This window comes from Sebaldella termitidis ATCC 33386, from assembly GCF_000024405.1.
GTDB lineage: Bacteria > Fusobacteriota > Fusobacteriia > Fusobacteriales > Leptotrichiaceae > Sebaldella > Sebaldella termitidis.
The window spans coordinates 3255751-3281946 of the sequence record NC_013517.1; the positions used below are offsets into that span (position 1 = coordinate 3255751).

Consider the following 26196-nt stretch of genomic DNA (forward strand, 5'->3'; position numbering starts at 1 on the left):
AGAACCATTAAACTTAAAGTTTAATAGTTCTAAACTTTTTATCTTTTTTATTTAGGAGAGTGGTATGAAAAAAATTTTGATTTTATTTTTTACAGTGTCGTTAATGATGATTTCGGCACCCAGAGAAAGCACAGACAGCAGGGAAAATATCATAAATCATCTTGATATTAATTATTCTTATAATATTGCCGAATCCCTGACGAAGTTTAAGACTAACGAAAAACTGGGATTTCGTACTGCCGGTTCCAGTGCTGAACATGCAGCCGGAGATATGCTTTATGAAGAGTTCAAAAAGCTCGGGCTTAAAAATGTCAGAAAAGATGAATTTACTGTAGATGCATGGGAATTTAAAAATGCAGAGCTTACGTATACCGATAAAAAAAATAAAAAGCAAAGGCTTACTTTAAACAGTTATGCTGCCAATTTTGCGACAAATGGTACAGAAGTGTATGATCTGGTTTATCTGAACAAGGGTACCAGAGATGATTATGAAAATGCGGATGTCAAGGGAAAGATAGTTATGGTTGATATTAATCAGCGTGAGGACTGGTGGATTAATTATCCTGCCATGCAGGCAAAGCTAAAAGGAGCAAAGGCTGTAATAGCCGTAAATAACGGAGGATATGCAGAAATCAGCGATGATGCCCTGAATGTACAGGACATGTGCGGTCCTGATGATACACCTGCCTTGGGAATGTCAAAAGCAGACGGTGATAAGCTGAAAGCTCTTATGAATAAAAATAGAACTGTAAAAATAGAACTAAATGTGGATTCTCAGGTTAAAAGAGATCAAAAGGCCTATAATATTGTTGGTGAAATCCCCGGAAAGGATCCTGATTCACTTATAATATTAAGTTCACATTATGACGGATATTTTGAGGCATTTCAGGATAATGCTACAGCAGTTGCCCTTACTATGGGAATAGCCAAAAGTATAATTGACAGCGGGTATCAGCCTGAAAAAACAATTATCGTTATTGCACATGCTGCCGAAGAATGGGGAACAGTAGATACAAGATATGACTGGTCTGTAGGTGCGTATAATCAGGTGTTTAAAGTAAGACCGGACTGGGCAGCCAAAAGTTTTGCCATGCTGAATTTTGAACAGCCGGGATCTGAACATGTAAAAACACAGGAAATAAGAACTGTTTATGAATATAAAACATTCATTGAAAGTATTGCTGACAGAATTAAACCGTCTGTCTCAGGTGTATATGAGGGAGGAATCAAGGTTACCACACCTCCGAGAACATGGGCGGATGATTTTTCATATTCTATAGCCGGGATTCCTACTATAAGAAATGATTATGTAGGAGCACAGTTTATGAAATCGACATATCATACAAATTATGATACTAAAGCAACTTATAATGAAAAAGCCTTTACTTATAATCACCAGCTTTATGCACAGATTGTTTACGAGCTTGATCAAAAAGCAGTTATGCCGATGGATTTTACTACACGTTTCAATGAATTCAAAGCTACGCTGGATATGGATTTACTGGCTAAAACCGGAAATGAAGGAAAAAAACTTCTGACAGACATTGAAGAAGTAATAAAAACTTCTGAAAATCTGAACAGACTGCTTGCAGATATAAATAATAAGCATGAGCAGGCTATAAAAAGTAATAATACTGCCGAAATTAAGAAATATGAAACAAAAGCAGATACTGTGAACAAACAGCTCCTTGCTCTTTATAAATATTGTCAGGATTCATTTATAAAGCTTACATGGGAAGATGATTCCATATTCCCGCATGAACATGCACAAAATAATATAAATGCCCTAAATGAAGCTGTAGCTTTACTTGAAAAGGGAGATATAGATACTGCAGTTAATGATCACCTTTCTTTAATTGATAATAACTGGTATGCACTGAGTTTTGACAAAGAAACTTATGAATATTTTACGAATCAGGTTTTAAAACAAGATAAGGAACGTCTGAACTGGGGTGCAGGAAGAATTATGGGACATGAGGATCTTTATGATATTATTTTCTCTTTGCAGCAAAAACAAAAATCAGGAGAAAAAAATGTTAAGAATGAAATAGAAGCTTTGAAAAAGATTCTTGCTTCTCAGGAAGCACTTATGAAAAATACTGTTATTACAGAAAATAAACAGCTTCTTGAAGTAAAAAAATATCTAAATAAAATAAAGTAACTTTTATTATAAATGTAAAAATGAACACAACTGTATTATCTGTGTTCATTTTTTTATTTGCAGTACTGTTGTTTCACTCTGATATTAAATCTCTTAAAATTCCCTTTTTATATCCCGTTTTTTAGCAAGCCTGTTTTTTTTCTCATAAGCTGAAAAAGTTAAATTTATCCTCTGTATATCTGTATCAAAGCTGCTAAATAAATCATATAAATTCTCTTTTATTTTTTCTTTTATCATATCATAATCCTTGTAATTCCGGGGAATAAATGATACTTCAATATCCGTAAATGTTTTTTGAATAATATTATATTCCTGAATATCCCCGCCGCTAAACATCAGTGCCCTTCTTAAAAAGTCCGGAAAAATTTTTATATCTTTACCATCTCTGGATTTCAAGATAAAAATATCATCCTCTCTGCCTTCTATTTTATCAAGGATCATAAAATCCCCGTCAGATCTCCGGCTTTCTATCCAGATATCATTTAGCCTGTAACGTATTACCGGCTGCGATTTTCTCTCAAAGTCCGTTATTACAGGTATAAATCTGGTTTTTTCATTATTAATATATTCCTTTTCGATATATAAAACATCTTCATTTATTTTCAAACCCTGCCCGGAATCATAAGAATATCCTAAAAACCCTTCTGTTGCCTGATAGATCTCTCCTATTTTCTTATTAAATTTCCGGTTTATGTATTCCCTGTTTTCCTCTGTAAGTACTTCCGCACAGGAAAATACACGATTTGGCTTTATATCTATATTTTCTATATTATCCGCCAGTATTTTCAGCATGGAAGCCGGTGCTATTAATATATCCGGTTTGAACCTGTCCAGCTCCTTCAGATTATTTTTATAATCATTTATCATATCAAAAAAACGGAATTTCAATACTCTGGAATTAACAGAATTATATAGTTCACTGTCTGCCCTCAAAAAAAGTGCTATTTTCTGTTTTTTTAAAATAAAATCCGGAAGTAATTTTGCAAGGATAATTCCGGTCCATTTTGCCCTCTCAAAATCCGATATTATGAATAATCCCCGGTTTCCTGAAGTTCCCGAAGATAAGCCTACTGTTATATTATTATACTTTTCTTTAAAATTTCTGGTTTTCTCAGAATTCATTGCGATTTCCAGAGCATGATTTTTGCTGAGTCCTACTGTATTTACAGTATCAAAATTTTCCATCATAATTTTTTTATCAATAACCGGAAAATCTTTCAGCTCTTTTCCTCTGTATTCTGAATAATATCCAGATTTTTTTGTAATATAATCCAAATGTTTTTTTATTTTTCTTCTTTGAAACGACAGAAGTTTTTCTTTATTACTGCTCTTCATAAAAAATTTATATTTCAGATAATAATAAAAAATAATAAGCTTAAAACTCATAAGGACTCCTTAAAAACTTTTCATCATGTGTAATTACAGGCTCTATATCTGCATGAGCTGTATTTTCCAGATCATACAAAATTTCCTTTATTTTTTTTACGGTACTCTCATACTTTTTTTCATCTGCAAAAGCTATTTTTTTCAGTATTTTTCTCGGCTCTGCCCCGTACAGATTCTCCTTTGACCATACTGCATCAAAAATCATTAATTTATTCAGACTCTTCAAGTACAGTCCAATCTGCCCTTTGGCATGTCCCTCCAGATAAAAGCCATATATCTCATTTAAGTTTAATATATTAAAAAAATCATTTTCAGATATTTTTATTTCTGGAAAGTCTTCCATTTTTATAATTCTTTTTTCCATATCTTTGAAAATAAGTCTCTCAAACACCAGATTTCTTATCCTTGACATTTTGCCCGAATATAAAAGCTCCGCTGCTTCCCTGCTGCATATAATCACAGCTTCCGGAAATTTTTTCAGCGAGCCGTAATGATCGGGATGAAAGTGGCTGATTATTATATACTGTATCTCATCAGGATTAATATTATTTTCCATCAGAACCTCGTCGGCATCTTTATCACATTTTACCCTTGTTACAAAAGAATAAAGTCTGGCAGCAATCCCTGCATTCCTAAAAAGACTTACAGAATAACCTGTATCTATAAGTATTTTTATTCCGGAAATTTCCAGATAAAAAAATGTTGCCGGAAATTTTATTATTCTGCTTTCGGATTTTTTGTTGATATATTTTTTATCCGCTGTACAATACCCGTTATTAAATGCTGTGAGCTTCATGTTATTTCCCTCCTGTACATATTAATATTCCAAAAGCATCATTCCTATGGACATTCCCGCAGATGTCCCGGCTATGAGAATTTTATCGTTTCTTTTTATAAGTCCCTTCTCCACACCGTAAGCAAATGTGAAAGGTATGGATGCTGCTATCATATTTCCGTATTCCGCTACTATATTTATCAATTTTCTGTCTTCTATATTAAGCTGTCTTCCTATTAATTTCAATCCTGTTATACTGGCCTGATGCGCTACCACTCTGTCTATCTCTGACATATTGACATTATTTTCCAATAAAAATTCCTGAAAAAACTTATCTATTTTCTGTTTTATCAGCTTAAAGGCCTTGCTTCCTTCCATATGAAACAAATAATCGGTCTTATTATTTTCATTATAGTCCTTTACAGGGTATCTTGTTCCTCCGCCCTGAATATGAGTATAATAAAACCCTTCAGAAAACGTCTGAAACTTTGATACAGGAGAGCTTCCGCCGTTTCCCGCTATAATTGCCGCTGCTCCGTCTCCGAAGAGCCCCGCACTCTCTATATGCCCGTAATTTATTCCCATTGATGCTACCTCACTTGAAACTATAAGTATATTTTTATACTTTCCTGCTTTCAGATACATATCTGCTATTTCCAGTGCCGTAAAAAAGCTCAGACAAGTAGAGCCTACATCAAAACAGGCTGTTTTACTATTCTCAAGACCAAGCTGTCTCTGTATCAGCGAAGCAGAACACGGGAGAAGTATTTCCTTCGTGGCATTAGCACCTATTATCAAATCTATATCCTCTTTTTTTATTCCTGCACTTATCAAAGCTTTTTCAGCTGCATATTTCCCCATTTTTGAGGCAGTTTCCTTATCTCTGAAATCAGCATAGTGCCTTTTTCTTATTCCAGTTTTTTTCAAAACTGTCCCTCTTTTTACTCCTGCTAAAAAATCAACCTCTTCGGACATCACTATTCTCTCAGGAATATAATATCCCTGCCCTAAGATCCTCATAGTTCCTCCTCTATTTTATATGATCTTTTTCTTTGTAAAATTTTCCGAATCTTTTTATTTCATCTCTAAGACTTATTCTCGGTTTATATCCCAGAAGCTTTTCAGCCTTTTCAATGTTAAGTGTCTGACTGAATGCCAAAGTACACACTGTATATCTTGTCAGCAGCGGCTCCTTGCTTACCCTGAAAAATTTATATATACCTTCCAGTATTGAAGCAATCATGTAAATTCTTCCAAATGAAAGCTTTTTATATCGAAATTCTGTCCCGAGACTTTCCGATACGTATTTCAGAAGTTTTTTCTGGTTTGTCGGCTCTCCGTTTGTTATATTAAATATTTCTCCGGAAACCCCTTCTTTCTCCATACACAATAATATTGCATATGCAGTATTTTCCACGCTTGTCATATCTGCAAGAATATCTTCCTTCCCTTTGAAAACAGGAATTCCTATTTTATTATTTGCTTCGATAATTCTTGGCAGTATACTTGTATCACCGATTCCTATCAGGCCCTTTGGTCTTATTATAACTACATCCAAACCGTCGCTCTCTGCTTCCAGTACTTTTTTTTCCGCTGCAATCTTTGTTTCTATGTAGTAATTCAGCTTATTGCCACTGTCAAATTCATTTTCCCTTACATTAAGCCTGTCTTTTTTTCCGGTATAAACACTGGGAGTAGAAACATACACCAGCCTCCGGGCTTTTTTTGTCCTGCAGTATTTTATAATATTTTCTGTTGCTGTTACATTATTTTTTATAAATTCTTTTTTTGAACCCCATATTGTAGACAACGCAGCAGAATGTACGACAATATCAGCTTCGGGAAAATCCAGAACTTCCTTCAATTCTGCCAAATCTGCACTTATACACTCTATTTTACTATCGTCTTTTTTTATTTCCATAAGCTTTTCTTTATTTCTTCCCACAGAAATTATATCATACTTCCCCTTTAATTCTTTCAGAATATAAGAACCAAGAAATCCTGTGGCTCCTGTCACCAGAACTTTTTTCATTTTTTTCCGCCTCCATATTCCTGAAACAATCTTTTTATTTCACTGTCCAAAATTTTATACGGCTGATATTTTTTAAAATCTTCCGATAATTGTTCCAATTTTTTCCATTTTTCTTTATTAAACAATATATTCAGTTTTTGAGTTATATCTTCTGTATCATTAATATTTTCAGCCTTAATTCCTGTTTCAAAATATTCGATTCTTGCAGCAAAGTCAAACTGATCATAATCCTGAGGAACTACAAGCGAAGGTTTTTTATATTTTATACAGTTATATGTTATTCCGGCTCCGCCGTGATGTATTACATAATCAAAACTGTCCAAATGCCCGGTATACGGAAGATAGTCAGTTATCACCATATTTTCTTTTATTTTTCCCGCTAAAATATCAAACTCCCTGTTTTTCTCTCCCATTGTTACCACAAAAAGCGTATCTTCAAAATTTTCTGCAATTTTCTCTATATTTTCTGTAAGAGTTTTTTTTGCCCATTTCAGATGCGTTCCAAGAGTTACCAGTATTTTTCTTTTATATTTATATTTTTCTTCCAAAATATCTGATATTTTTTCTTTATTTATTTTTTCCCTGTAATACAGCGGTGTCTCACAGCATGCCCCGGCAAAATGATACTGTTTCGGCCAGCTCCTTTTAAATTCAAATTCTTTCATACCCAGCCCCAGCATTGAATAAGGCGAGTAAATGTTTTCCTCTCCGCAGTTATTATAAAGCCTGAAATTCATTTTCTTTATCTGATTATAAAATAAATAATAAATAGTTTTCTTAAATAATCTGATCTGCTTTCTTGCGAAATAATCCCGTATTTTACTGTAAATTGTACTATCAGGACTGAGTCCTCCAAAATAAGCAGGCGTTCCGTCTTTATTTTCCGGTGCAAAGCTTGTAGGCATAGTTGTAATAAATGGAATCCCCAGCTCTTTTGAACAGAATACCGACGAAACCACAATAAAATCAGCCACAATAATATCTGTTTTATTCTTTCGCATAAGCTCTTTTAATTCATCAGTAACTTTGGGTATAAGTCTCAGGTTTTCAAAAAATTGCTTTTTCAGCTCAAAAAAATTAGTTTTTACCTGTTTTTCAGTATTTGAAAGCCTCTCAAAAACCTCATTTTCTTCTGTCAAAATATTTTCTACCTGAAATCCGCTGTTTATTATTATCTCATTTTTATCTTTTCCTGTTATAAATCTAATGTCATATTTGTCCTTTAATTTTTCAGCCATTTCAATCAGAGGATTCAAATGTCCCTCAAAAGGCGGAGCTAAAAAGTCAACCCTTATCCTCTTTTCCATCAAAACTCACCTCAATTATTCCGTCTTTTATCTTCACGGACTTCCCTCTCCAGATAATTTTACTTGGCCTTATCAAAGCCAGAATCCAGTAAAGTATTTGAACTATTCCGGAAATTATTTCCAAAACCATATCCTTTATTCTGTCATTTTCACAGAAAATTCTTTTTCTCAGTATTTTCCCTGCAAAAAAATTCAATATGCTTATTCCGATATATATCAAAAATATCTTATAACTGTAAATCAATGAACATATAAAAAATAAACTTCCCGAAATAAATGGAATTATTGAGAAAATAAAAATGCCCATATCCAGATTTTCTTTTATATAATGATTTGCAAACACGTGCCAGCGTCTCATAAGCTTTAAAAATGTCCTCAAATCCTTTATTTCAGTATTTAATTTACACGGAATAACTGACTGATATACTTTTATTCCGTTCTCTGCTGCAATTTTGGCAAATTCATAATCGTCACAGAGTTTCTGCCTTATTTTTTGATAAAGCTTCAGTGAAATTACTTTTTCAGATTTAAATATATAAAACATCCCGTTTATCGTTCTATTTCCACTGAAAAACGCAGAAGTAAAATAATTATATACAGAATTGCTGTTTACATATGCTCTTACCATATCTCCCCATATATTTCCCGCTTTTAGATAATAAGGAATTCCTGTTATTATACTGGTTTCCAGCAGTTTTTTATCAATATTCTCCAGTTCTTCTGTATTTACAGCAGTATCATCATCAAGAATAACAACATATTTTCTCCATAATTTTTCAGTCTGTATAATTTTGTATACCTTGGGATTTTCATAAAAAGGCGCCCTGCTGCATTTTATCACGCGAAGATTCTTTTTAGGATTATTTCCTGTAATTTCATTTATTATTTTTTCAGCTTCGTTGTCATCTTCATCTACAGCCCATATTAATTCTGCTTCTTTTGCGGTATTATAAATAATGGAAAGTTTTTCTTTCAGATAACTGTCTCCTGATAATACCGGCTGAAAAATTGTAACTTCTTTCAGTGATAATCTGTTTTCTTCTTTTATATTTCTCTCTTTTTCTCTTTTATAATAAGTAAAGGTAAAAATAAACCTCAGCAATAAAATTACTGCATATATCATCAAAAGGATAAAAATAAAATATATCATTCTGTCTCCTTCACCATTCCTTCATACATCAGCTTAGCACAAAGCCTTTCCGGTAAAAACCTTACCAGAAATCCGGCCGTTTTATAAAAAGCACCCGGAACCGAACGCTTCCTGCCGCGAAAAAAATCCTTTACTGCTGATTTAGCTACATATTCCGGAGACATCATCAAATTTAAAAATCTGAATTTTCTGCAGAAAGCCTTCATTTTCAAAAACTTTGCCTTACCAGTAAATTCTGTATCTACTGCTCCCGGACATAAAGACATAACATTAACTCTGCTGTTTTTATATTTTTTTCTTATTTCATATCTCATATTGCAGCTGTATTGATCCAGAAAATATTTTGACGGTGAATAAAATACAGTCAGCGGATGGGGAAACAATCCTGCAATTGATGAAACATTGATTATTCCTCTTATAGTATCTGTATCATCTTTTTCCAGCATTTTTTTTATATAATAATTACCAAGAAAACATGGAGCTTCCACATTTAGTCTGATTCCGTCCAGTAATATCCGGTTTTCTGTTTCATAGCTGTACCCTAATTTTACCATACCTGCGTTATTTACCAAAATATCTATTTCATTATATTTTTTTATTAAAATATCCCAGCTTTCTTCTGATATAAGATCCGCTGCTTCTATTTCTATTATTTGATTTTTATATTTTTTCTGAAGCTCTTTTTTTGTATTTTCCAAGTCCTGCTTATTTCTTGCTGTAAGAATAACATCATACTTCCGGCTTAGGAATTCTTCCGCCATTGCTTTCCCAATCCCTTTTGAACCGCCGGTTATTAAGACTTTTCCCATGATTCTCCTTTTGAATTTTTTTCCATTATACAACAAATTTTGACATAGTGTCAAACATTTTTTTTATTTATGATATAATATTATCTTAATTAACAAAAACAGGACTGAACAATTTTTTTTGTTCCAGTCCTGTTTACTTTTATTTGGAATATGCTGCAAGTATTTCCACTTTTCCATTTATCTCAATCTTTTTTACATTATTAGTCAGAATAAAAAAATCTCCTTTTTTTACCCTAACAGTATTTACTGTTCCCTCTCCCGCCATCACAAAGCATGCATAATAAGGAAACTCTTTTTCTATAACTGCTGTTTTAGTAGTTTTAATATGCTTTACTGTAAAGCATTCCTCATCAACCAGAGTCATTTCCACTGCATTTGCCTTATACGCTGTTTTTGTGTTAATAACAGGATAGATGCTGGGAACAGCCACGACATCCAAGGATTCCTTCAAATGAAGCTCTCTCTTTTTCCCGTCGGAGGTTTTTCTGTTATAATCATAAAATCTGTATGTTGTATCACTGCAGGTAGCAATTTCCACGGCCATTATGTCACGGGTAAGTGCATGAAGGGTTCCCGCCGGCACATGGATAAAATCACCGCTTCTTACGGGAAGGTAGGAAAGATGCTCCTCCAGTCTGCCCATCTCGACAGCCTCTGCTAATTCTTCCCTGCTTTTGCATGTATGCCCGAAAACTATTTCTGCATTTTCCGGAGCATCCATAATATACCAGCATTCATCCTTACCATTATCATTTGAATTTTTCATTGCATACTTATCATCAGGATGAACCTGAATGCTAAGATCCTCTTTGGCATCTATTATCCTTATCTGCAGGGGAAATTCACCATTTGCCGTTTTATTCCCAAACAAATCAGGCTCACTGTTAATAAGATTATTAATTGACATTCCCTCAAAGGGAGAAGTCAAAATCTCAGATATCCCGTTTTTATGCCCTGACACACCCCAGATCTCGCCAAGAGGAAACTCAGTATTTGTATAATTGAAGTTATATATTTCCGGCAGTTTATTTCCTCCCCATATTTTTTCAAAAAATAATGGTTTTAAAAATAATATGTCTTTCATTTTTTCCTTTCATGTAAACCGGTCTTTATTATATATACAGTTAAAAGTCCGATTATAATGCCTTATATTTTGGGATCTGTATTATGAAAGGTACTGCCTGTAAAGAATTTTTCACAATATTTAAGCTTTTGCATACTAAAAATATGAATTCTTATCCCGGATAAACTCCGGCTTCTACTATATTATCAAGGATAATCTACTCTTTTATATTTATCATCTTAAACTCTGCTTTATCACTTCTATGTCTTGATATTGAATATTCAAAAGCCTGTCCGTTGCTCAGAAAGGCAACCTGCTCCACTTCCAAAACAGGAAGATACCTGTCTATCTTAAGATATTTCTGTTCCTTTTCCGTGGGAACATCTGCTCTTATTGTTCTGTGCGAGCTTTGAATTTTTAGCTTCAGAACATTTTCTATATAATCATAAACAGAGGACTCCAGATTTTTTTTCTGTAATCCGGGAATCAGTGTTATCGGCATAAACGTTTTTTCCATAACATAGGGAATATTATCAGAATAACGTATTCTCTCAACATGATAAATAAATTCATCTGTTCCTATTTTTAGTTTATTTGCTATTTTCTCATCGGGATTAACAATCTTAAATTTGATAATTTTAGATTTTACCTTATGATCCGAATGTGTGGTGCTGAATCCTAAAAATTGCTTTTTCATGGCTATTTCTATGGCTTCATCATCATTTATATCCTTTACAAAAGTCCCTGATCCGCGTCTTTTTACTATCAGCCCCTCTGCTACCAGAAGATCTACGGCTTTTCTTATAGTAATTCTGCTGACATCATAATCTATACTCATTTCCCTCTCAAAGGGAAGCTGTTCATTAACTTTATATATTCCGTTTACAATTTTATCCCTTAAGTCCTGGGCTATTTCTTTATATTTCAACATTGAAAATCCTCCGAGTTTTATAATAAACATTATATATCATTTTTATGCCAAAAACAATTTTATAAGAATATTTGTTGATTTTTCAATGTTTCATATTTTCCCTATCCGGAAATTTTCCGATAATAATCCAGAATCACGGGTTTTATAATATTTGTAAATTTTTCATAACCTTTTTCCGATAAGTGAATTCCGTCCAAACTGTATTCTTTGCTTAATCTGTTATTTTCATCAAGCATTTCGGAAAATACATCTATATAAACTATATTACTGAAATTCACAAGCATTTTCTGTGTTTCTTCGTAAATCTTACGGATAAGCTCATTACTGCGTATTCCCTGTTTTGCTTCAAATTCTTCCTGTCTGTATTCCATATTCTGCTCCGGATTCCACGGAAGAGTCGAAATTAATGCAAAATTTACATTTTTTATGTTTATATCCAGCATCTCAATGAGATTTTTTATATTACAGGCTGTCTGCTTCGGACTCAGCATACATGTTTCTCCTGAATCATTAATTCCTATCATAAGTATAACAAGATCAGGCTGATATTTTATTACAGCTTCATCACAGAACCAAAGAAGACTTTCCGATGTAAAGCCGCTTATTCCGGAATTATATTTTGTCTCTATCTCCGGGAAGTATTTTTCTATATTATAGTTCTCTGTTATTGAATCTCCGTAAAAAACCAGCCCGCCTTTATTGGCTCGAAGATTTTTTTCTATTATTTTCCCCATTGTTTCTACCTGATAATCTCGAAACTGAAAATATCCGGAATTATACTTCATACTACACTCTCCTGCCTTTATTCTCTATGTCTAATCATCAAACCCGTTGTTTTTAGAAAGCTCATTAAACCACAATCCTGATTTTTTCAGCTGTCTGTTGCCTGATTCTATACTAAATTCTATTAAACCGTAACGATTTTTATATTCATTTATCATAGACCAGTTATCTATGGGAGTCCACATATGATAGCCAAAACAGCTCGAACCTTCCTGAATTGCCTTATGCACATAACTTAGATGTTCTTTAAAAAACTGAATTCTGTAATCATCCTCTATAACTCCGTTTTTATTTCTAAATTTATGCTCATCCTGAACACCCATACCATTTTCAGCAATAAAACATCTAAAATTGTTATATTCATTCTTCATTGTCATCAGCATGTCATAAATAGCTTTGGGATATATTTCCCAGCCTCTTGAAGTATTCATTTTTTTCCCCTGCATATCATAATAATCAAAAAATGATTCGGGAAGGAGTACTGAATCAGGATTTACAATATGCTCCTTTGCTTTTACCCTTCTTGGCTGGTAATAATTCAGTCCCAGAAAATCTATAATATTATTTTTTACAATTTCTTTATCCTGAGGCTGTGTTTCAGGCATTAGCCCGTTATCCTTCAGAAATTCTTTCAATTCTTCATTAAATTCCCCTTTTACAAAAGGATCAAGAAACGATCTTACAAAAATCAGGTCAGCAATTTTCGCTGCTTTCATATCTTTCTCATTGCTGCTTCTCGGATAAATAGGAGTAATATTCAAAACAGTAAAAATTTCTCCGCCCAGATTCAGCTTTCTGTATTCCGCTACAGCCTTTGAATGTGCAATAATCATGTTATATGCTACCTGTACTGCCCTTTTAAAATCAACAACATTCGGATAATGAAAATCATACAGATAACCGCCTTCTGGAGTAACAATAGGCTCATTAAACGTACACCATTTTTTTATTCTTTTTCCAAAAAGCTGAAAACAAGTTCTGGCATATTCGACATACGCCTCTACCACATCTCTGCTTTCAAATCCCCCTTCATTTTGAAGCTCTATAGGAAGATCAAAATGATGCAGATTCATAAAAAGCTCTATACCGTTTTTTTCAAATTCATCTATTACTCTGTTGTAATATTCCACGGCTTCACGATCCGCTTCTCCTCTTCCTCCCGGGATTAATCTTGCCCAGCTTATTGAAAATCTCAGGGAATTCAGACCTGCTTTTTTTAACAGTGCTATATCCTCTGCATAGTTTTCATAAAAATTTGATAATTTTCCGGGTCCCATACCATTGTAAAATCTGGTAGGAGCCTCTTCGAAAAACTTATCCATTGTTGTTTTTCCCCTGCTTGTGTCGGAACCTTCAGTCTGTAATGCAGAAGAAGCTCCGCCCCAGTAAAAGTTTTCCGGAAATAAATATTTCATTTTTCCTCCTTATTTGGCTTTTATGTATTTTGTTCTTTTGTCTTAAATTCTTTCTGTGAATAAAGAATAAACGGAATCCACAGCAGTACAACTGCAATAAAACATATCACCTGTACTACACCGCCCATAATTGAATTGGTAGCTAGAGTTCCGCTTATTCCCAGCGGCATTGTCCACGGTACGGCAACTCCTGTTGTTTTCGGCATTATTCCTGTTACTGTGGCAAAATATGCAATTGCCGCAGTAAGCGGTCCGCCTAACATCCACGGAATAGCCATAATCGGATTCAATATTACCGGAAGTCCGAATAAAGTCGGCTCTGCAATATTGAAAATACCGGGGATAAATCCCAGCTTTGCTACTTCACGCTGCTGTTTTATCTTACTTACCAGAAATATAGCAGTCAGTGCTGACAGTGCCCCCATCGATCCTACACTCACAGTAAACATTTCCACGAACTGTTTAGTTACAATGTGCGGCAGCGGAAGATTATTATTGTAAGCATTTAAATTTTCCAGAGATGCCACATTCCACACTGTATCCATGATCGGATTTACTACAAGATGTCCGTGTATCCCAAAAAACCAGAAGAACTGTACTAAAAATACCGCAATCATAGTTGCTGCAAATGAAGTTCCCAAACCTATTAACGGTTTTTGCAAAAATTCATATACGAAACTATGTATTGAATGAAATGAAGTTCTTTCAAAGATCAGGCTTATTATCATAAATGTAGTAAGCGTAATTGCACCCGGAATAATGGCTGAGAAAGATTTTGCAATCGCCGGCGGAACTTCTTTGGGCATTTTTATAATTATATTTTTGTTAATCATAAAACTATAAATAGTAGTAGACAGAATTGAAATAATTATAGCCACAAACAGTCCCTGTGCACCTACCAGCGAAGTAGGAATAACACCTGAAATAATATTCTCCCCTTCAAGTGTCAGTGAAAACGGTGTAACTATAAAAAATGAAGTAAGCGCCACTGCTGCTGAATATAAAGCCTCGGATGGTTTTTCAGGATTTTTGTATTTATACAGATAATATCCTATTCCCAGACTTATAAAAATAGACATTAACAACATGGAACTCTCAACGGAATGTCCGAACAGTTTCCATAGAACATCCTTCTTTTCAGCGGAGATCAATGGAAAATTGCTGATTACCAGTAGTATAGAACCGAACATTGTAAGAGGGAACGAAAGCATAAATGCATCTCTCAGACTTAACAAATAAATATTTTTTCCAATTTTTTCAGCAAATACCAGTAATATTTCTGAAAAAGCTTTTTTAGAACCAGAGCTCATAAATTATTTCCTCCTAAAATCTTTTTTCTGTTAAAATAATTATATCTCTTTTCTTTCAAAAGTCAATACTTTAAATTCAAAAGATATGTCCTTTATAATTTATAAAAATATAAAATTAAAAAAATAAATTGAATTATATATTTAAAAATATGTATTTTATGATTTTAAAAATAAAATATTTTAATCAAATAAAAATATAAAACAAATATTATATAAGAACAAAATAAATTTTAAAATTTTGAATTTTATTATGCCAATAAAAAAAGGAACCGTAAGAAAATCAACAGTTTTTTCTGTGTCTGTTCTTTGGTTCCGCTATATTTAATTATTTTTATAATCTTGGATCTATATCTTTTTCCTGAGAAACTTCAAACAGCAGATTAGCAGCTATCTGTCTAAAATCTGCATTATCAGTGCTTATTTTTGAAAAAGGAATTTTTAACAGCTCCTGTCCCAGTTCATACTCATTTATAGAGGCTTTTAGTTTCTTTCTTATATTTTTCTGTTTTATCAGCTTTTCATATTTATGCGGGAACATATAATCATATCCGTAAATAATAGATAAATATTCAGAATTTCTTACCTTCATATAAGGTGCTCTTCCTTTTTTCATTATTTCCGGTTTTATTACTATCCCCTCCATATTCCTGTCTATTGTCATTTTATTATAATATTCCCCGGCTGTTTTAAGACTGTCAGGATTCTTGAGATCTATTAACACATATTCATCATCTGTAAGAAACTTATACTTTTCAGATGTTTTCCATTCAGGAATCTCTTCTGTTCCGTCTTCATATATTATTTTCAGCAGATCAAACGGTTTATAGGAAATCTTTCCTTCAGTTCCGTACAACTCTACCTGTTTTTTGTAAATTTCCCCGGCCTCTATATGTTTTTCAAGAGAAACACGGCTTTTTTCAATACTGCTTATTACTTTATAATTCTGATAAACTGAATTTCCATACTTTTCTATCAGCTCTTTTTTTGAAATCACGGTCTGATCTTTTTTAAAATCTGTTTTATAATATTTTTCAGTTATTTTCTGCAGCTCGTCTTCAAAATTATTTTCCTTCAAAAATTTTAATTCCAGCTCCAGTGCCTTTGATATTGGTTTGAATTTCATATCTATAAGCTCTTTCCCCAGAGCAGTCCACGGCATTAATTCCCCGTCAAGAATCATCATTTTTATTTTGTTATTTTTCATATAATCAGCAAATTTTTCATTCATACTGCTGTATATCTCATGCAGATCCAGACTTTTTATTTTATATCCGTTACGGCTTACTGCAAAACACTGATCCTGCTTTGCAGACAGATATAGTGTACAGCGTGAGCCCATATATTTGGGCTGCAGCACTACTTTATCAATACCGTTTTCGATAAAATAGCCGAGTCCGTTCTCCAAGGACTCGAGATTACCGCTGTTTATATCTTTATCTGCCGGAGACATTGTTCCGGAAATAAAATTTATACGGTTTTCTGCAATATAATTTAATCTGTATATGTCATTTTCAGATAATTCATTTATATTTACATTTTTCCTCCTGCTAAATAAAGTCTCAAGCTTTTCCGAATCATTTCCTTCCAATGAAGCCGCACTGCTGTATATAGGTTTGAATCCGTTTATTACCACTGATGTCAGCCTGTTTTTATACACAGCTCCTGTATCAATATGACATTTATTTTTTATGGAAAAAGCATTTTTGGCAGCTATATGTCCGAATATATGATAAGGATTATTTCTGACAGCTTCTTCTGCAAGAAAACTCAGCTGTTCTTCTGTCGGTTTTTCTCTTTCCAGTCTAAAAGCTCTCTGTTTTTTTTGTGATTTATTATCCAGCTTCCCCAGATATCTGACTTTTGCCGGTGCATGTGTCACTATAAAGGAAGCCCCTTTAAAGCCTATTCTTTTTACAAAAGGCTTTGAGTCCAAAAATAGTTCTTCAAATTTTTGGAATAATTCACTGTCTTTTTCAAAAACAGGAATAGAATCAAAAAAATTATCCATTATTTCCTTTTCTACACCCTTAATATTTCCCTTTATCTTATTATATACAAAATTTTCATGATTCCCTTTCAAAAGTATAAAATGCTCTCGGTTTTCAAATAAAAATTCTGTGATTTCTCTGGTCTTCTTTCCTTTATCTATCCAGTCTCCAAGCAGAACAAATTTTGTTTCCTCTTTTACACTGTCAGAAATTTTTATTTTTCCGTTGTCCTGATAAAATCCGTAGCTTTCCGTTAATTTTATCAAAGTATCCACACATTCATGAACATCTCCGACTATTATGTATTTTATTTTTTCATCAAGAAGACATTTTGTATAAATTTCAAGATCAGTAATCTCTATTTGAAAATCTTCTGTTCTGTTTATTTTTTCTTTTATTCTGTGTATCTGACCGTAATTTTCCCTTGAAAGTGAAGGAAGAACCTCCTTTTTCAATCTTTGGATATGCTTGGTTATTACTTTTTTGCTTCTTTCTGACTTATAATATTCATCTCTGTTTTTATAGTCAAAAACAATGACTTCTATATTATAATGGTTCTTTTTGGCTGTTTCTATTACATTATTTCTGAATTCCAAAGACAGTCCTGTCGTATCCACCACTATAAATTCTGCGTTCACAGGATATGATGTTGCCATCTTCAGCTTTTCCTCCAAAAGCCGGAAAGCCTGCCCGCTTGATTCCATCATTATTTCATCATATTTATCATAATTATAGCCCAATATTTCCTGTCTTATGACATCTGATGACAGATACTGCACATTGGCATAAAAATTTTTCTCAGGAAGAGAATACTCCAGCTGCGGGATAAGTATATTTTTTGCAAAAGTACTTTTTCCGCATTCCGTGGGACCTACAAGTAAAAAAATCGTATGCAGCTGTGTTTTTATATTCATCTGTTTTCCTCCCTGTTGTTCCATATTCTTTTCACTATTACCCCTTGTGTGGTAGAAAGCCCGTCTACACTGTCCCCTATTTCCACATATGAAATTTCTGCTTCTTCCAATATATCGGAAATCCAGCTTTTGAACTCTTCTTTTCCAAATTCCCATTTATGATCATCATGTCTTAATTCTTCATTCAGTTCATAAAATTTGTTAAATTCCTGATTCGGGGTAGTGATTACCAAAGTTTCAAAGTTTATATTACGGCATATGGATTTTATTAAATTCCCTGCCTCTTCCAAAGGCATATGCTCTATTACCTCTGTCAGAATAACATCGCTTAACTCTCCGTCATAATCTTCAATGTATGATTCCAGCGACGGATAAGTAAATATATTATCCAGCTCTCTTTTCACTGCATTATTCCGTACTCTCTCGAGAAGTGTCTCATCAATATCCACCGCTATATATTCATGCTCAATATTTCTAGCAAAGCTCAGTGCATAAAACCCTTCTCCGCACCCTATATCTATAATTTTTTTGTCAAACTTCAGTTTTCCTTTTATAAATTCTCTCCTTTGATAAGCAGTATTTCCAAACTCAAATCTTATTCCGTATCTTTCGCTCTTTTCAAGCTCAGCCTTGAAGTCCCTGAATCTTTTTCTCGAAGTAAGAAAATTCTGAACAAACAGATTTCTTATATAAAAAGGTGCATCTATTATCTGGAGCGATGTTATATATTTTTTCAGCATGCTTTCCGGAATATCAATATATTCTTTTCCAAACATCGCAAAAAATAAGAACAGTACGCTGCTGACATGAACAAGATCCTCCAGTGTTCTTTCGGTGGTGATCAGAAGCTTATAACTTTTATCTGATATTTCCTCTATTTTAAATTCAAAATCTTTGAAATGCTTCTGAAAAAATTCTATATAATGTATTCTCTGTAAATGTATCATATTTATCATAAGAGTATGTTTAAAGCCTGCCGTATCCTGCACATTATCTTTCTTTACAAGACTTCCCAAAAATTCTGTTAACATATTCAGAGGAATCAGCGGCGAATTATATCTGGATAAATTCAAGTATTCAAAATCCTCGTCCGGATATTGTTTAAAAGAGATTTCGTTATCTGCATCCTTAAAATAAATATTATATGTCTCATCATCCGAATACCAGCCGTATGCTGTTCCCTTTCTGATTTCCCTGAAAATCATACCATTTCCCGGATTCTTCTTTATAAGAAATGAAAAATCGGGATTTGTTGATCTTAACTGCATAATTGCCATTTTTCTTCTTTTCCTTTCTTTGTATACTAATAATCTATTATAACAGAATTACCCCTGTTAATCTATTTTTATCATTGATTTTTTTCAGATAAATGTTTCAAATAAGAAAATTCAAAGATTATTATGCTATACTTTAATAACTATAATTAAAAAGAAAGCGGGGCAACAAATGAAAAGATTACTGTTTTTATTTATTTCGGTTTTACTGGTTTTCAGCTGCAGCAGCACTGCAAATAACTCAAAAAATAACATCTCCTCACTTGAGAATACTTCATGGAAATTAGTAGACATATCAGGAGAAAAGATCCCTCCAAAGCCTGACGGACAAAGATTTGGAGAATTCACCCTGAATATCGGTGCTGATTCAATAAATGGTTCCTCTGGAATCAATTCATTCTTCGGTTCATATACAGTTAACAATGGCAAGATTACTACGAAAGGAATAGCCGGAACTCTAATGGCAGGACCTGAAGAGCTTATGAAATTGGAAGGAAGATATTTAAAAGCATTAAATGATATTAAAAGTTACAAAATTATTAACAATACCCTTAAAATCGAATCTGATACTGACACATTGACTTTTCAAAAAGTCAGTCAGTAATTCCATAAAATGGTTTTTAGCTTTCTATAGCTTTAGATCATTTTTTATTTTTAATATTTCTTTTACTTTTCACCTCCAACGGATATACCCCGTAGTGTTTTTTAAAAATTTGTGAAAAATAACCATAATTTTCATAGCCGACCAGATTTGCTACTTCCGATACCTTCAGTCCGTCATCTCTAAGCATACTGTAGGCTCTGTCAAGCTTAATATTTTTAAGAAATTCATGCATTCCCATTCCGGTCTTTTCTTTAAATTTTTTACTCAATTCTCCTCTGTTCATATAAAACTTTTTGTGTATTTTTGCCAGTAGATCAGACTCATTATAATTATTTTCCATATAATCCACAACATCTTCAAATACATCGCTGTCATGACTGTCTATTTCAATAAGAGTCTTCATAAAAACTGTTATTATACCGCCCATACCCTCGTTTACCTTGGAAAAGGCAAAAAATTTCTTTCCCCACTTCGCTTCATATCTCATTACCAGATCAAGAATATTAAGAAGTTTTTCCTGAGTATTTCTTATGAATTTTTTTTCGTTGGGAACCAGATTTTCTTTTAAATAACGAACACATTTCTCTACTTCTTTGTCTTCGCGAAAATTTTCAAGATACCCCTTACTTAATACTAATATAAGCAGTTTTATTTTTGTATCCGGTTTAGGTATAAGTACTTCTGTCGAGCCTTTTCCGCCGTAACTCAGAAACAGCTCTCCCGCTTTCAGACTGTAGCTCTCTTCATCAGGATATTTTACCGTCATTACCCCTTCTTTTAAAAAACGGATTATTAAACAGTCTTCAAAATCTTTATTATTATATTCACAATAATTCTTCAACCTGGCTTCTACCTTAAGTAACTCCACACCTTCACACATTATCTGGTGAATGATATTTATTTTCTCATCACCATTTAATACATGATATTCCCTTTCCGTCAAACCTATATCCACTTCATCCACCATATGTTTAAGAGATTTCAGATATTGCTGACAGTAGTTTTTCATAATTTTACCTCCAAGCTTTATATTCGTCTAAAGGCAATTTTTATAATAATTTTTTATAGTCGGAAATTTTTCTTTCCCCTACTAATATACCCGATTTGAGTCAATTGTCAAGTTATTTATGCCTAACTTTTTATTTATAATCCAATTAATTTTATTATTTTATTAAGCTTTTTAAAAGAAAAAACTGCCTGATGGTATATCGGCAGTTTCTTTTATTTCAATAATTTATTTTCTGTGCTGAAATTTTGGACTGTAAACTGTAAGCTCTTCAAAGTCATATCCTCTGCTTCTGTAAGAATCTATTATCGGCTGCAGTGCATCTGCCGTAGTCATCTTTGCGGCACTGTCATGCATTAACAGATTTATTTTTGTTGCATTACAGCTTGTGGCATTTTTTACCAGTACATCAACAGGACGTTTATTCCCTGCTGCATCAGTACTGTCACAATTCCAGTCTTGATAGACAAATCCTTCATCGTTTAATCGGTCTATTATTTTTCTAAGTGTAGCTTTTTTTACTATTGCATTGCTGGAACCGCCGGGAAATCTGGTAACCTTCGCATCTACCCCTGTCTTTTCCATTACTGCATCGTGAATTTTATACAAATCTTTAAAAAATGCTTCTTCTGATGCATAAACTTCTTTATAATTATGAGAATATGTATGAAGTGCTATTGTATGACCTTCCTCCACTATCCTCTTATACATATCGGAATTATGTCCTATTACAAAAAAAGTGCCTTTTATGTTGTTTTTTTTCAGAATAGCAAGAATTTTTTCTGTATTCTGCGGTGTAGGACCGTCATCAAATGTAAGATAAACCACTTTTTTATTTGCCAGCTGCTCTGAAAGCTCTGACCTTAATGCTTTATTTTCCTCCTCAAGCTTTACTAATGTGTCATTAGTCTCTTTTTCCTTTTTATCAAGTGCTGCAATTTCTGTTTTTAAGCCTTTTATTTTATCCACAGTTTTTTTATTGTTAAGTAAAATACGTCCTGCATCTCCCAATGCAAAAATACTTACTGCCAACATAAGAAAGATTATTACTTTTTTCATCACTTTTTACCTTCTTTCAGCTCTTTCAGATCTTTATTCTCATCTTCAAATCTTTTCAGCTTTATCTCTGTGAGCTTGAATTGTTCTTCCTTTTCTTTTTTCTCGGCAAGTAATTTTGATACTTCTTTCTCATTGGCACCTTTTTTTACACTAACTACAAAATGTGAATAATATTCAGCTCCTCCTGAAATCATCACTACTGCTAACAATGTTACCACTACTTTTTTCATTTTTCCTCCTTGAATTACAATTTTACATACTTGAATAGTATCATCTATTTAAAATTTTTTCAATTATGTTTTGTTATGATTCCAATTTATATAATGCATTATAAATAAACGACCGTAAATCTTCCCGGAAAACATATATAATTTTTTTCTGTTTTTGAATATTTTATTTACTTATATATAATGTTTAATTTTTTTCTAAAAAAATTCTAAAAAAATTAACCGTATTTCAAATATAAAAGATATTTTTTGACTTTTCATTCTATTTTTAGTATAATACTATGATAAAAGAGTTATTTCTATATTACAATATAACTAAATTTTTTATATAAAGGGATGCCGACGGGTATTCTCTTTTTTAAATAAAATATATTAACTAAGGAGGAAAAGACTTGAACTTAATGTGGCGTTATGCAAAAAAGTACAAAAACTATATTTTCTTAAATTTTCTATGTGTATTTAGTTTCATTCTTATTGAGCTGGGACTTCCTACACTTCTAGCCAGAATAATTGACAAAGGTCTTGTTCCCAAAGACTTTGAAGTAGTAAAAACGACTTCTGTCTGGATGCTTGCTGTTTGTTTTGCCGGACTTATCGGGCTTATTCTGCTTGCTTTCTGCGGAAGTAAAATTTCTACCAGTGTAATAAGAGACATGCGTGATGATGTATTTGCTAAAATACAGGAATTCTCTCATGAAGAATATGATGACTTTGGTATCTCGTATCTTATTACAGCTACTACAAATGATGCATTTCAGGTAATGACTTTTATGCAGATGATGCTTCGTATGGGAATGGTGACTCCTTTAATGTTTATAGCCAGCTTTGTTATGATTATATATAAAAGCCCCTCGCTTTCAGTGAGTGTTATTTTAGCAGTACCGTTTTTACTTATGGGAGTTATCCTTATAGGAAAATTTTCTGCCCCTTTATCTGAAGCACAGCAGAAAGGGCTGGATAATATCAATACCAATCTCCGTGAGAATCTCACAGGATTAAGGGTAATACGTGCATTTATAAATGAAAAGTTTCAGGAAGGCCGTTTTGAAAAGATAAATAAGATATATTCCGAAACTTCAAAAAAACTGTTTAAACTTATGGCTGTACCTCAGCCCGGTTTTTCTTTTATCTTTAATATTATACTGGCTATAGTTATATGGTTTGGTGCCAGTCAGATTAATCTCGGACAGCTTCAGGTCGGTGAGCTTGTAGCATTTATCGAATATATTTTCCATGCTCTGTTTTCTTTTATGCTATTTGCTACAGTTTTCATGATGTACCCGAGAGCTGCAGTTTCAGCTCACAGAATAGAAAGAATCCTTGAAAGGGTTCCAAGAGTGACTGAAAATATAAACGGAATTACAGAATCAAAAACACATGGATATATAACATTTGAAAATGTAACATTTGCTTATCCCGGAAACAGTGACGAGCCAATTTTGAGAGATGTAAGCTTTAGTGCAAAACCCGGTGAAACAGTAGCTTTCATTGGAAGTACGGGAAGCGGTAAGTCTACGCTTATTCAGCTTATACCCAGATTTTATGATGTTACCAAAGGAAGAATAATAATAGACGGAGAAGATATCAGAGATTATAATCTAAGCTTTCTGCGTCAGAAAATCGGATTTATTCCTCAGAAGGCCCTCCTTTTTACAGGAACCATCAGTGAAAATATCCGTTATGGTAAGCATGACGCTACTCAGGAGGAAATTGAAAGTGCATCTAAAACAGCACAGGCCTTTGATTTCATAAATCAAAAACCTGATAAATTCAATGAATTTCTGGCTGAAGGCGGAAGCAACATGTCCGGCGGTCAGAAGCAGAGACTTTCCATTGCAAGGGCCATAGTAAAAAAACCTGATATCTATATTTTTGATGATTCATTTTCTGCACTTGACTATCAGACTGACGTAAAACTGCGTACAGCTCTGAACAGCATCACAAAAGAGTCTACTGTGTTAATTGTTGCACAGCGTGTAAGCACAATCATGAACGCAGATAAAATACTGGTTTTAAATGAAGGAAATGTTGTTGCAGAAGGAACACACAGAGAGCTCCTGAAAACCTGTGATATTTACTATGATATTGCCTCATCACAGCTTACAAAGGAGGAATTGGAATGAAAAAGATTATTTCAAATTTAAAACGTCTCGGAAAATATATAACTCCTTACAAGGGATATTTTATTCTGTCATTGCTGCTTACTGTCATTGCTGTCGCAGCTAACTCGCTCATTCCTTTTATCATAGGACTTGCTGTTACAGAAATGGCTTCCAATGTAGCCGATATGCTGAAAGGCATAGAAGGAGCCGGAGTTAACTTCCCGTATGTCGGTAAAATAATCATAATAACTTTAGTGATCGGCTTATTAAATCAGCTTGCCACATATTTTTCAAGCTTTTTTATGACTAATGTGGTACAGGGAAGTATGAAAGATCTGAGAACTGATATTGATGAAAAAATAAACAGACTGCCTATTTCATATTTTGACAGAAACCAGCAGGGAAATATTCTGAGCAGAATTACAAATGATGTAGATACTATAAGCAATGCACTTCAGCAAAGTCTTATACAGGTTGTTACTTCCATTTTAGGAATCATATTATCATTAATTATGATGCTTATTTTATCTGTTCCTATGACCTTGATTGCTGTATTGATAATACCTTTGTCTATTATAATATCAAAGGTTATCATAAAAAAATCCCAGAAATATTTCAAAGAGCAGCAAAATTCACTGGGAAACCTGAATGGTTATGTTCAGGAGGCTTATACAGGATTCTCTGTTATTAAGCTTTATAATAAAGAAAATGACACACTGGAAGAATTTAAAAATATAAATCACAGACTTGCAGGTTTTTCTTTTAAGGCACTTTTTAGCTCTGCACTTATAAATCCCCTTGTAGGTCTGGTTGTTAACCTGTCTTATACCAGTATGGCTGTATTGGGAAGTTATTTCGTTATTTTTGGTACTATGACAATAGGCGGACTGCAGGCGTTCATACAATATATCTGGCTTATAAATCAGCCGATCAGTCAGATCACACAGCTTACAGGAATTATACAAAGCTCGGGAGCCGCTTCGGAAAGAGTTTTTGAAATACTCGACGAAGAGGAAGAAGCTCCTGAACCTGAAAATGCTTTATTTCCTGAAAAAGTTGAAGGAAATATAAGTTTTGAAAATGTTTATTTCAGTTATAATAAAGAAAATGAACTGATAAAAGACCTCAGTTTTCAGGTAAAAAGCGGTCAGACAGTGGCTATAGTAGGTCCTACGGGGGCAGGAAAGACTACACTTATTAATCTGCTTATGCGTTTTTACGATATAGACAGCGGTTCAATAAAAATAGATGGTGTGGATACCAGAGATGTGAAACGTTCTGACGTTCGTTCTCTGTTTGGTATGGTATTGCAGGATGCATGGCTTTATCATGCAAGTATTTCGGAAAATATACGTTTTGGTAAGCTTGATGCTACGGAATATGAAGTAGTCGATGCCGCCAAAACAGCCAATGTACACCACTTTATCAGAACACTGCCAAACGGATATGAAATGGTTCTTAATAAAGAAGCAAGCAATATTTCTCAGGGGCAGAAGCAGCTTTTGACTATAGCACGTGTTGTTATTGCAGATCCTAAGTTTCTTATTCTTGATGAAGCTACAAGCTCTGTAGATACAAGACTTGAAGTCCTTATTCAGAAAGCCATGAAAAAAGTAATGAACGGACGTACAAGCTTCGTTATTGCACACCGTTTATCTACTATAAGAGATGCTGATCTGATTTTGGTTATGAATCAGGGACAGATCGTAGAACAGGGAACACACGAAACTCTTCTGGCAAACAACGGTCTTTATGAAAAGCTTTATAACAGCCAGTTTGAAGAGGATGAATAATTTATTTTTTCAAAAAGATAATTTTTAAAAATTAAAATATAAAAATTTTAAGAACAGATACCAGAATTATTATGTATCTGTTCTTTTTATATTTTACGGCTCTGACT

21 protein-coding genes are annotated in these 26196 nt (G+C 33.5%); 4 read left to right on the forward strand and 17 right to left on the reverse strand.

The genetic code is table 11. The annotated features are described in order from the left end of the window. Positions 1-64: 64 nt before the first annotated feature. Positions 65-2161 (forward strand): M28 family peptidase, encoded by a 2097-nt coding sequence (locus STERM_RS15310; RefSeq protein WP_012862533.1) that lies wholly within the window; start codon positions 65-67, stop codon positions 2159-2161. A 93-nt stretch (positions 2162-2254) separates the two neighbouring features. Here STERM_RS15310 and STERM_RS15315 read toward each other — a convergent pair whose 3' ends face one another. From STERM_RS15315 to STERM_RS15380, 14 genes are all read right to left on the reverse strand, one after another. Then, complete coding sequence (locus STERM_RS15315) at positions 2255-3547, reverse strand: F390 synthetase-related protein (RefSeq protein WP_012862534.1); 1293 nt, start codon at positions 3545-3547, stop codon at positions 2255-2257. Further along, positions 3537-4343 (reverse strand): MBL fold metallo-hydrolase, encoded by an 807-nt coding sequence (locus STERM_RS15320; RefSeq protein WP_012862535.1) that lies wholly within the window; start codon positions 4341-4343, stop codon positions 3537-3539. The genes STERM_RS15315 and STERM_RS15320 overlap by 11 nt, the downstream gene beginning before the upstream one ends. A gap of 21 nt (positions 4344-4364) precedes the next feature. Then, positions 4365-5342 carry a 3-oxoacyl-ACP synthase gene (locus STERM_RS15325; protein WP_012862536.1) on the reverse strand — a complete coding sequence of 326 codons (978 nt, stop codon included), beginning with the start codon at positions 5340-5342 and terminating at the stop codon, positions 4365-4367. Between the two features lie 10 nt (positions 5343-5352). After that, the gene (locus tag STERM_RS15330; RefSeq protein ID WP_012862537.1) at positions 5353-6354 is read right to left on the reverse strand and encodes an NAD-dependent epimerase/dehydratase family protein; all 1002 of its coding nucleotides are present in this window, start codon (positions 6352-6354) and stop codon (positions 5353-5355) included. After that, positions 6351-7661 (reverse strand): nucleotide disphospho-sugar-binding domain-containing protein, encoded by a 1311-nt coding sequence (locus STERM_RS15335; protein WP_012862538.1) that lies wholly within the window; start codon positions 7659-7661, stop codon positions 6351-6353. Before STERM_RS15335 ends, STERM_RS15330 begins: the two co-directional genes overlap by 4 nt. Then, positions 7639-8811, reverse strand: a complete 1173-nt coding sequence (locus STERM_RS15340; RefSeq protein ID WP_012862539.1) for a glycosyltransferase family 21 protein — start codon at positions 8809-8811, stop codon at positions 7639-7641. The genes STERM_RS15335 and STERM_RS15340 overlap by 23 nt, the downstream gene beginning before the upstream one ends. Beyond that, positions 8808-9620 carry an SDR family NAD(P)-dependent oxidoreductase gene (locus STERM_RS15345; RefSeq protein WP_012862540.1) on the reverse strand — a complete coding sequence of 271 codons (813 nt, stop codon included), beginning with the start codon at positions 9618-9620 and terminating at the stop codon, positions 8808-8810. The genes STERM_RS15340 and STERM_RS15345 overlap by 4 nt, the downstream gene beginning before the upstream one ends. 139 nt (positions 9621-9759) lie before the next feature. Next, a complete protein-coding gene (locus tag STERM_RS15350) occupies positions 9760-10704 on the reverse strand; it encodes a type I phosphomannose isomerase catalytic subunit (protein WP_012862541.1) in 945 nt (314 codons plus the stop codon). A 196-nt stretch (positions 10705-10900) separates the two neighbouring features. Next, entirely contained in the window at positions 10901-11614 is a 714-nt protein-coding gene (locus tag STERM_RS15355; RefSeq protein ID WP_012862542.1) for a GntR family transcriptional regulator, read from the reverse strand. Positions 11615-11715: 101 nt separating this feature from the next. Beyond that, on the reverse strand, positions 11716-12399 hold the full coding sequence (locus STERM_RS15360) for an SGNH/GDSL hydrolase family protein (protein ID WP_012862543.1): 684 nt from the start codon (positions 12397-12399) through the stop codon (positions 11716-11718). Positions 12400-12429: 30 nt separating this feature from the next. Next, complete coding sequence (locus STERM_RS15365; RefSeq protein ID WP_012862544.1) at positions 12430-13812, reverse strand: glycoside hydrolase family 1 protein; 1383 nt, start codon at positions 13810-13812, stop codon at positions 12430-12432. 20 nt (positions 13813-13832) lie between these two features. Beyond that, positions 13833-15122 carry a PTS sugar transporter subunit IIC gene (locus STERM_RS15370; protein WP_012862545.1) on the reverse strand — a complete coding sequence of 430 codons (1290 nt, stop codon included), beginning with the start codon at positions 15120-15122 and terminating at the stop codon, positions 13833-13835. Positions 15123-15453: 331 nt separating this feature from the next. Further along, the gene (locus STERM_RS15375) at positions 15454-18024 is read right to left on the reverse strand and encodes a metallophosphoesterase (protein ID WP_012862546.1); all 2571 of its coding nucleotides are present in this window, start codon (positions 18022-18024) and stop codon (positions 15454-15456) included. Beyond that, positions 18021-19301 carry a class I SAM-dependent methyltransferase gene (locus tag STERM_RS15380; RefSeq protein ID WP_012862547.1) on the reverse strand — a complete coding sequence of 427 codons (1281 nt, stop codon included), beginning with the start codon at positions 19299-19301 and terminating at the stop codon, positions 18021-18023. Before STERM_RS15380 ends, STERM_RS15375 begins: the two co-directional genes overlap by 4 nt. A 169-nt stretch (positions 19302-19470) precedes the next feature. On the opposite strand from STERM_RS15380, the gene STERM_RS15385 reads away from it, so the two are divergent. Next, complete coding sequence (locus STERM_RS15385) at positions 19471-19902, forward strand: META domain-containing protein (protein WP_012862548.1); 432 nt, start codon at positions 19471-19473, stop codon at positions 19900-19902. Between the two features lie 37 nt (positions 19903-19939). On the opposite strand, the gene STERM_RS15390 is transcribed toward STERM_RS15385, so the two are convergent. The 3 genes from STERM_RS15390 to STERM_RS15400 form a co-directional block, all read right to left on the reverse strand. Further along, positions 19940-20911: a helix-turn-helix domain-containing protein gene (locus tag STERM_RS15390; protein ID WP_012862549.1), complete on the reverse strand. Its 972-nt coding sequence runs from the start codon at positions 20909-20911 to the stop codon at positions 19940-19942. A gap of 225 nt (positions 20912-21136) precedes the next feature. After that, complete coding sequence (locus tag STERM_RS15395; protein WP_012862550.1) at positions 21137-21967, reverse strand: polysaccharide deacetylase family protein; 831 nt, start codon at positions 21965-21967, stop codon at positions 21137-21139. Next, positions 21967-22197, reverse strand: a complete 231-nt coding sequence (locus STERM_RS15400) for a hypothetical protein (protein WP_012862551.1) — start codon at positions 22195-22197, stop codon at positions 21967-21969. The genes STERM_RS15395 and STERM_RS15400 overlap by 1 nt, the downstream gene beginning before the upstream one ends. A gap of 398 nt (positions 22198-22595) precedes the next feature. On the opposite strand from STERM_RS15400, the gene STERM_RS15405 reads away from it, so the two are divergent. Then, on the forward strand, positions 22596-24317 hold the full coding sequence (locus tag STERM_RS15405) for an ABC transporter ATP-binding protein (RefSeq protein WP_280109828.1): 1722 nt from the start codon (positions 22596-22598) through the stop codon (positions 24315-24317). After that, positions 24314-26089, forward strand: coding sequence for an ABC transporter ATP-binding protein (locus STERM_RS15410; RefSeq protein ID WP_012862553.1), 1776 nt, complete (start codon positions 24314-24316; stop codon positions 26087-26089). The genes STERM_RS15405 and STERM_RS15410 overlap by 4 nt, the downstream gene beginning before the upstream one ends. The last annotated feature ends 107 nt before the right edge of the window (positions 26090-26196 follow it).

Bases quoted from the DNA above. Each gene is read 5' to 3' on its own strand.
- STERM_RS15400 (WP_012862551.1), bottom strand. From the start codon at position 22,197: ATGAAAAAAGTAGTGGTAACATTGTTAGCAGTAGTGATGATTTCAGGA.
- STERM_RS15365 (WP_012862544.1), bottom strand. From the start codon at position 13,812: ATGAAATATTTATTTCCGGAAAACTTTTACTGGGGCGGAGCTTCTTCT.
- STERM_RS15350 (WP_012862541.1), bottom strand. From the start codon at position 10,704: ATGAAAGACATATTATTTTTAAAACCATTATTTTTTGAAAAAATATGG.
- STERM_RS15395 (WP_012862550.1), bottom strand. From the start codon at position 21,967: ATGAAAAAAGTAATAATCTTTCTTATGTTGGCAGTAAGTATTTTTGCA.
- STERM_RS15325 (WP_012862536.1), bottom strand. From the start codon at position 5,342: ATGAGGATCTTAGGGCAGGGATATTATATTCCTGAGAGAATAGTGATG.
- STERM_RS15360 (WP_012862543.1), bottom strand. From the start codon at position 12,399: ATGAAGTATAATTCCGGATATTTTCAGTTTCGAGATTATCAGGTAGAA.
- STERM_RS15355 (WP_012862542.1), bottom strand. From the start codon at position 11,614: ATGTTGAAATATAAAGAAATAGCCCAGGACTTAAGGGATAAAATTGTA.
- STERM_RS15375 (WP_012862546.1), bottom strand. From the start codon at position 18,024: ATGAATATAAAAACACAGCTGCATACGATTTTTTTACTTGTAGGTCCC.
- STERM_RS15335 (WP_012862538.1), bottom strand. From the start codon at position 7,661: ATGGAAAAGAGGATAAGGGTTGACTTTTTAGCTCCGCCTTTTGAGGGA.
- STERM_RS15410 (WP_012862553.1), top strand. From the start codon at position 24,314: ATGAAAAAGATTATTTCAAATTTAAAACGTCTCGGAAAATATATAACT.
- STERM_RS15390 (WP_012862549.1), bottom strand. From the start codon at position 20,911: ATGAAAAACTACTGTCAGCAATATCTGAAATCTCTTAAACATATGGTG.
- STERM_RS15405 (WP_280109828.1), top strand. From the start codon at position 22,596: ATGTGGCGTTATGCAAAAAAGTACAAAAACTATATTTTCTTAAATTTT.
- STERM_RS15370 (WP_012862545.1), bottom strand. From the start codon at position 15,122: ATGAGCTCTGGTTCTAAAAAAGCTTTTTCAGAAATATTACTGGTATTT.
- STERM_RS15345 (WP_012862540.1), bottom strand. From the start codon at position 9,620: ATGGGAAAAGTCTTAATAACCGGCGGTTCAAAAGGGATTGGGAAAGCA.
- STERM_RS15385 (WP_012862548.1), top strand. From the start codon at position 19,471: ATGAAAAGATTACTGTTTTTATTTATTTCGGTTTTACTGGTTTTCAGC.
- STERM_RS15320 (WP_012862535.1), bottom strand. From the start codon at position 4,343: ATGAAGCTCACAGCATTTAATAACGGGTATTGTACAGCGGATAAAAAA.
- STERM_RS15340 (WP_012862539.1), bottom strand. From the start codon at position 8,811: ATGATATATTTTATTTTTATCCTTTTGATGATATATGCAGTAATTTTA.
- STERM_RS15330 (WP_012862537.1), bottom strand. From the start codon at position 6,354: ATGAAAAAAGTTCTGGTGACAGGAGCCACAGGATTTCTTGGTTCTTAT.
- STERM_RS15310 (WP_012862533.1), top strand. From the start codon at position 65: ATGAAAAAAATTTTGATTTTATTTTTTACAGTGTCGTTAATGATGATT.
- STERM_RS15380 (WP_012862547.1), bottom strand. From the start codon at position 19,301: ATGGCAATTATGCAGTTAAGATCAACAAATCCCGATTTTTCATTTCTT.
- STERM_RS15315 (WP_012862534.1), bottom strand. From the start codon at position 3,547: ATGAGTTTTAAGCTTATTATTTTTTATTATTATCTGAAATATAAATTT.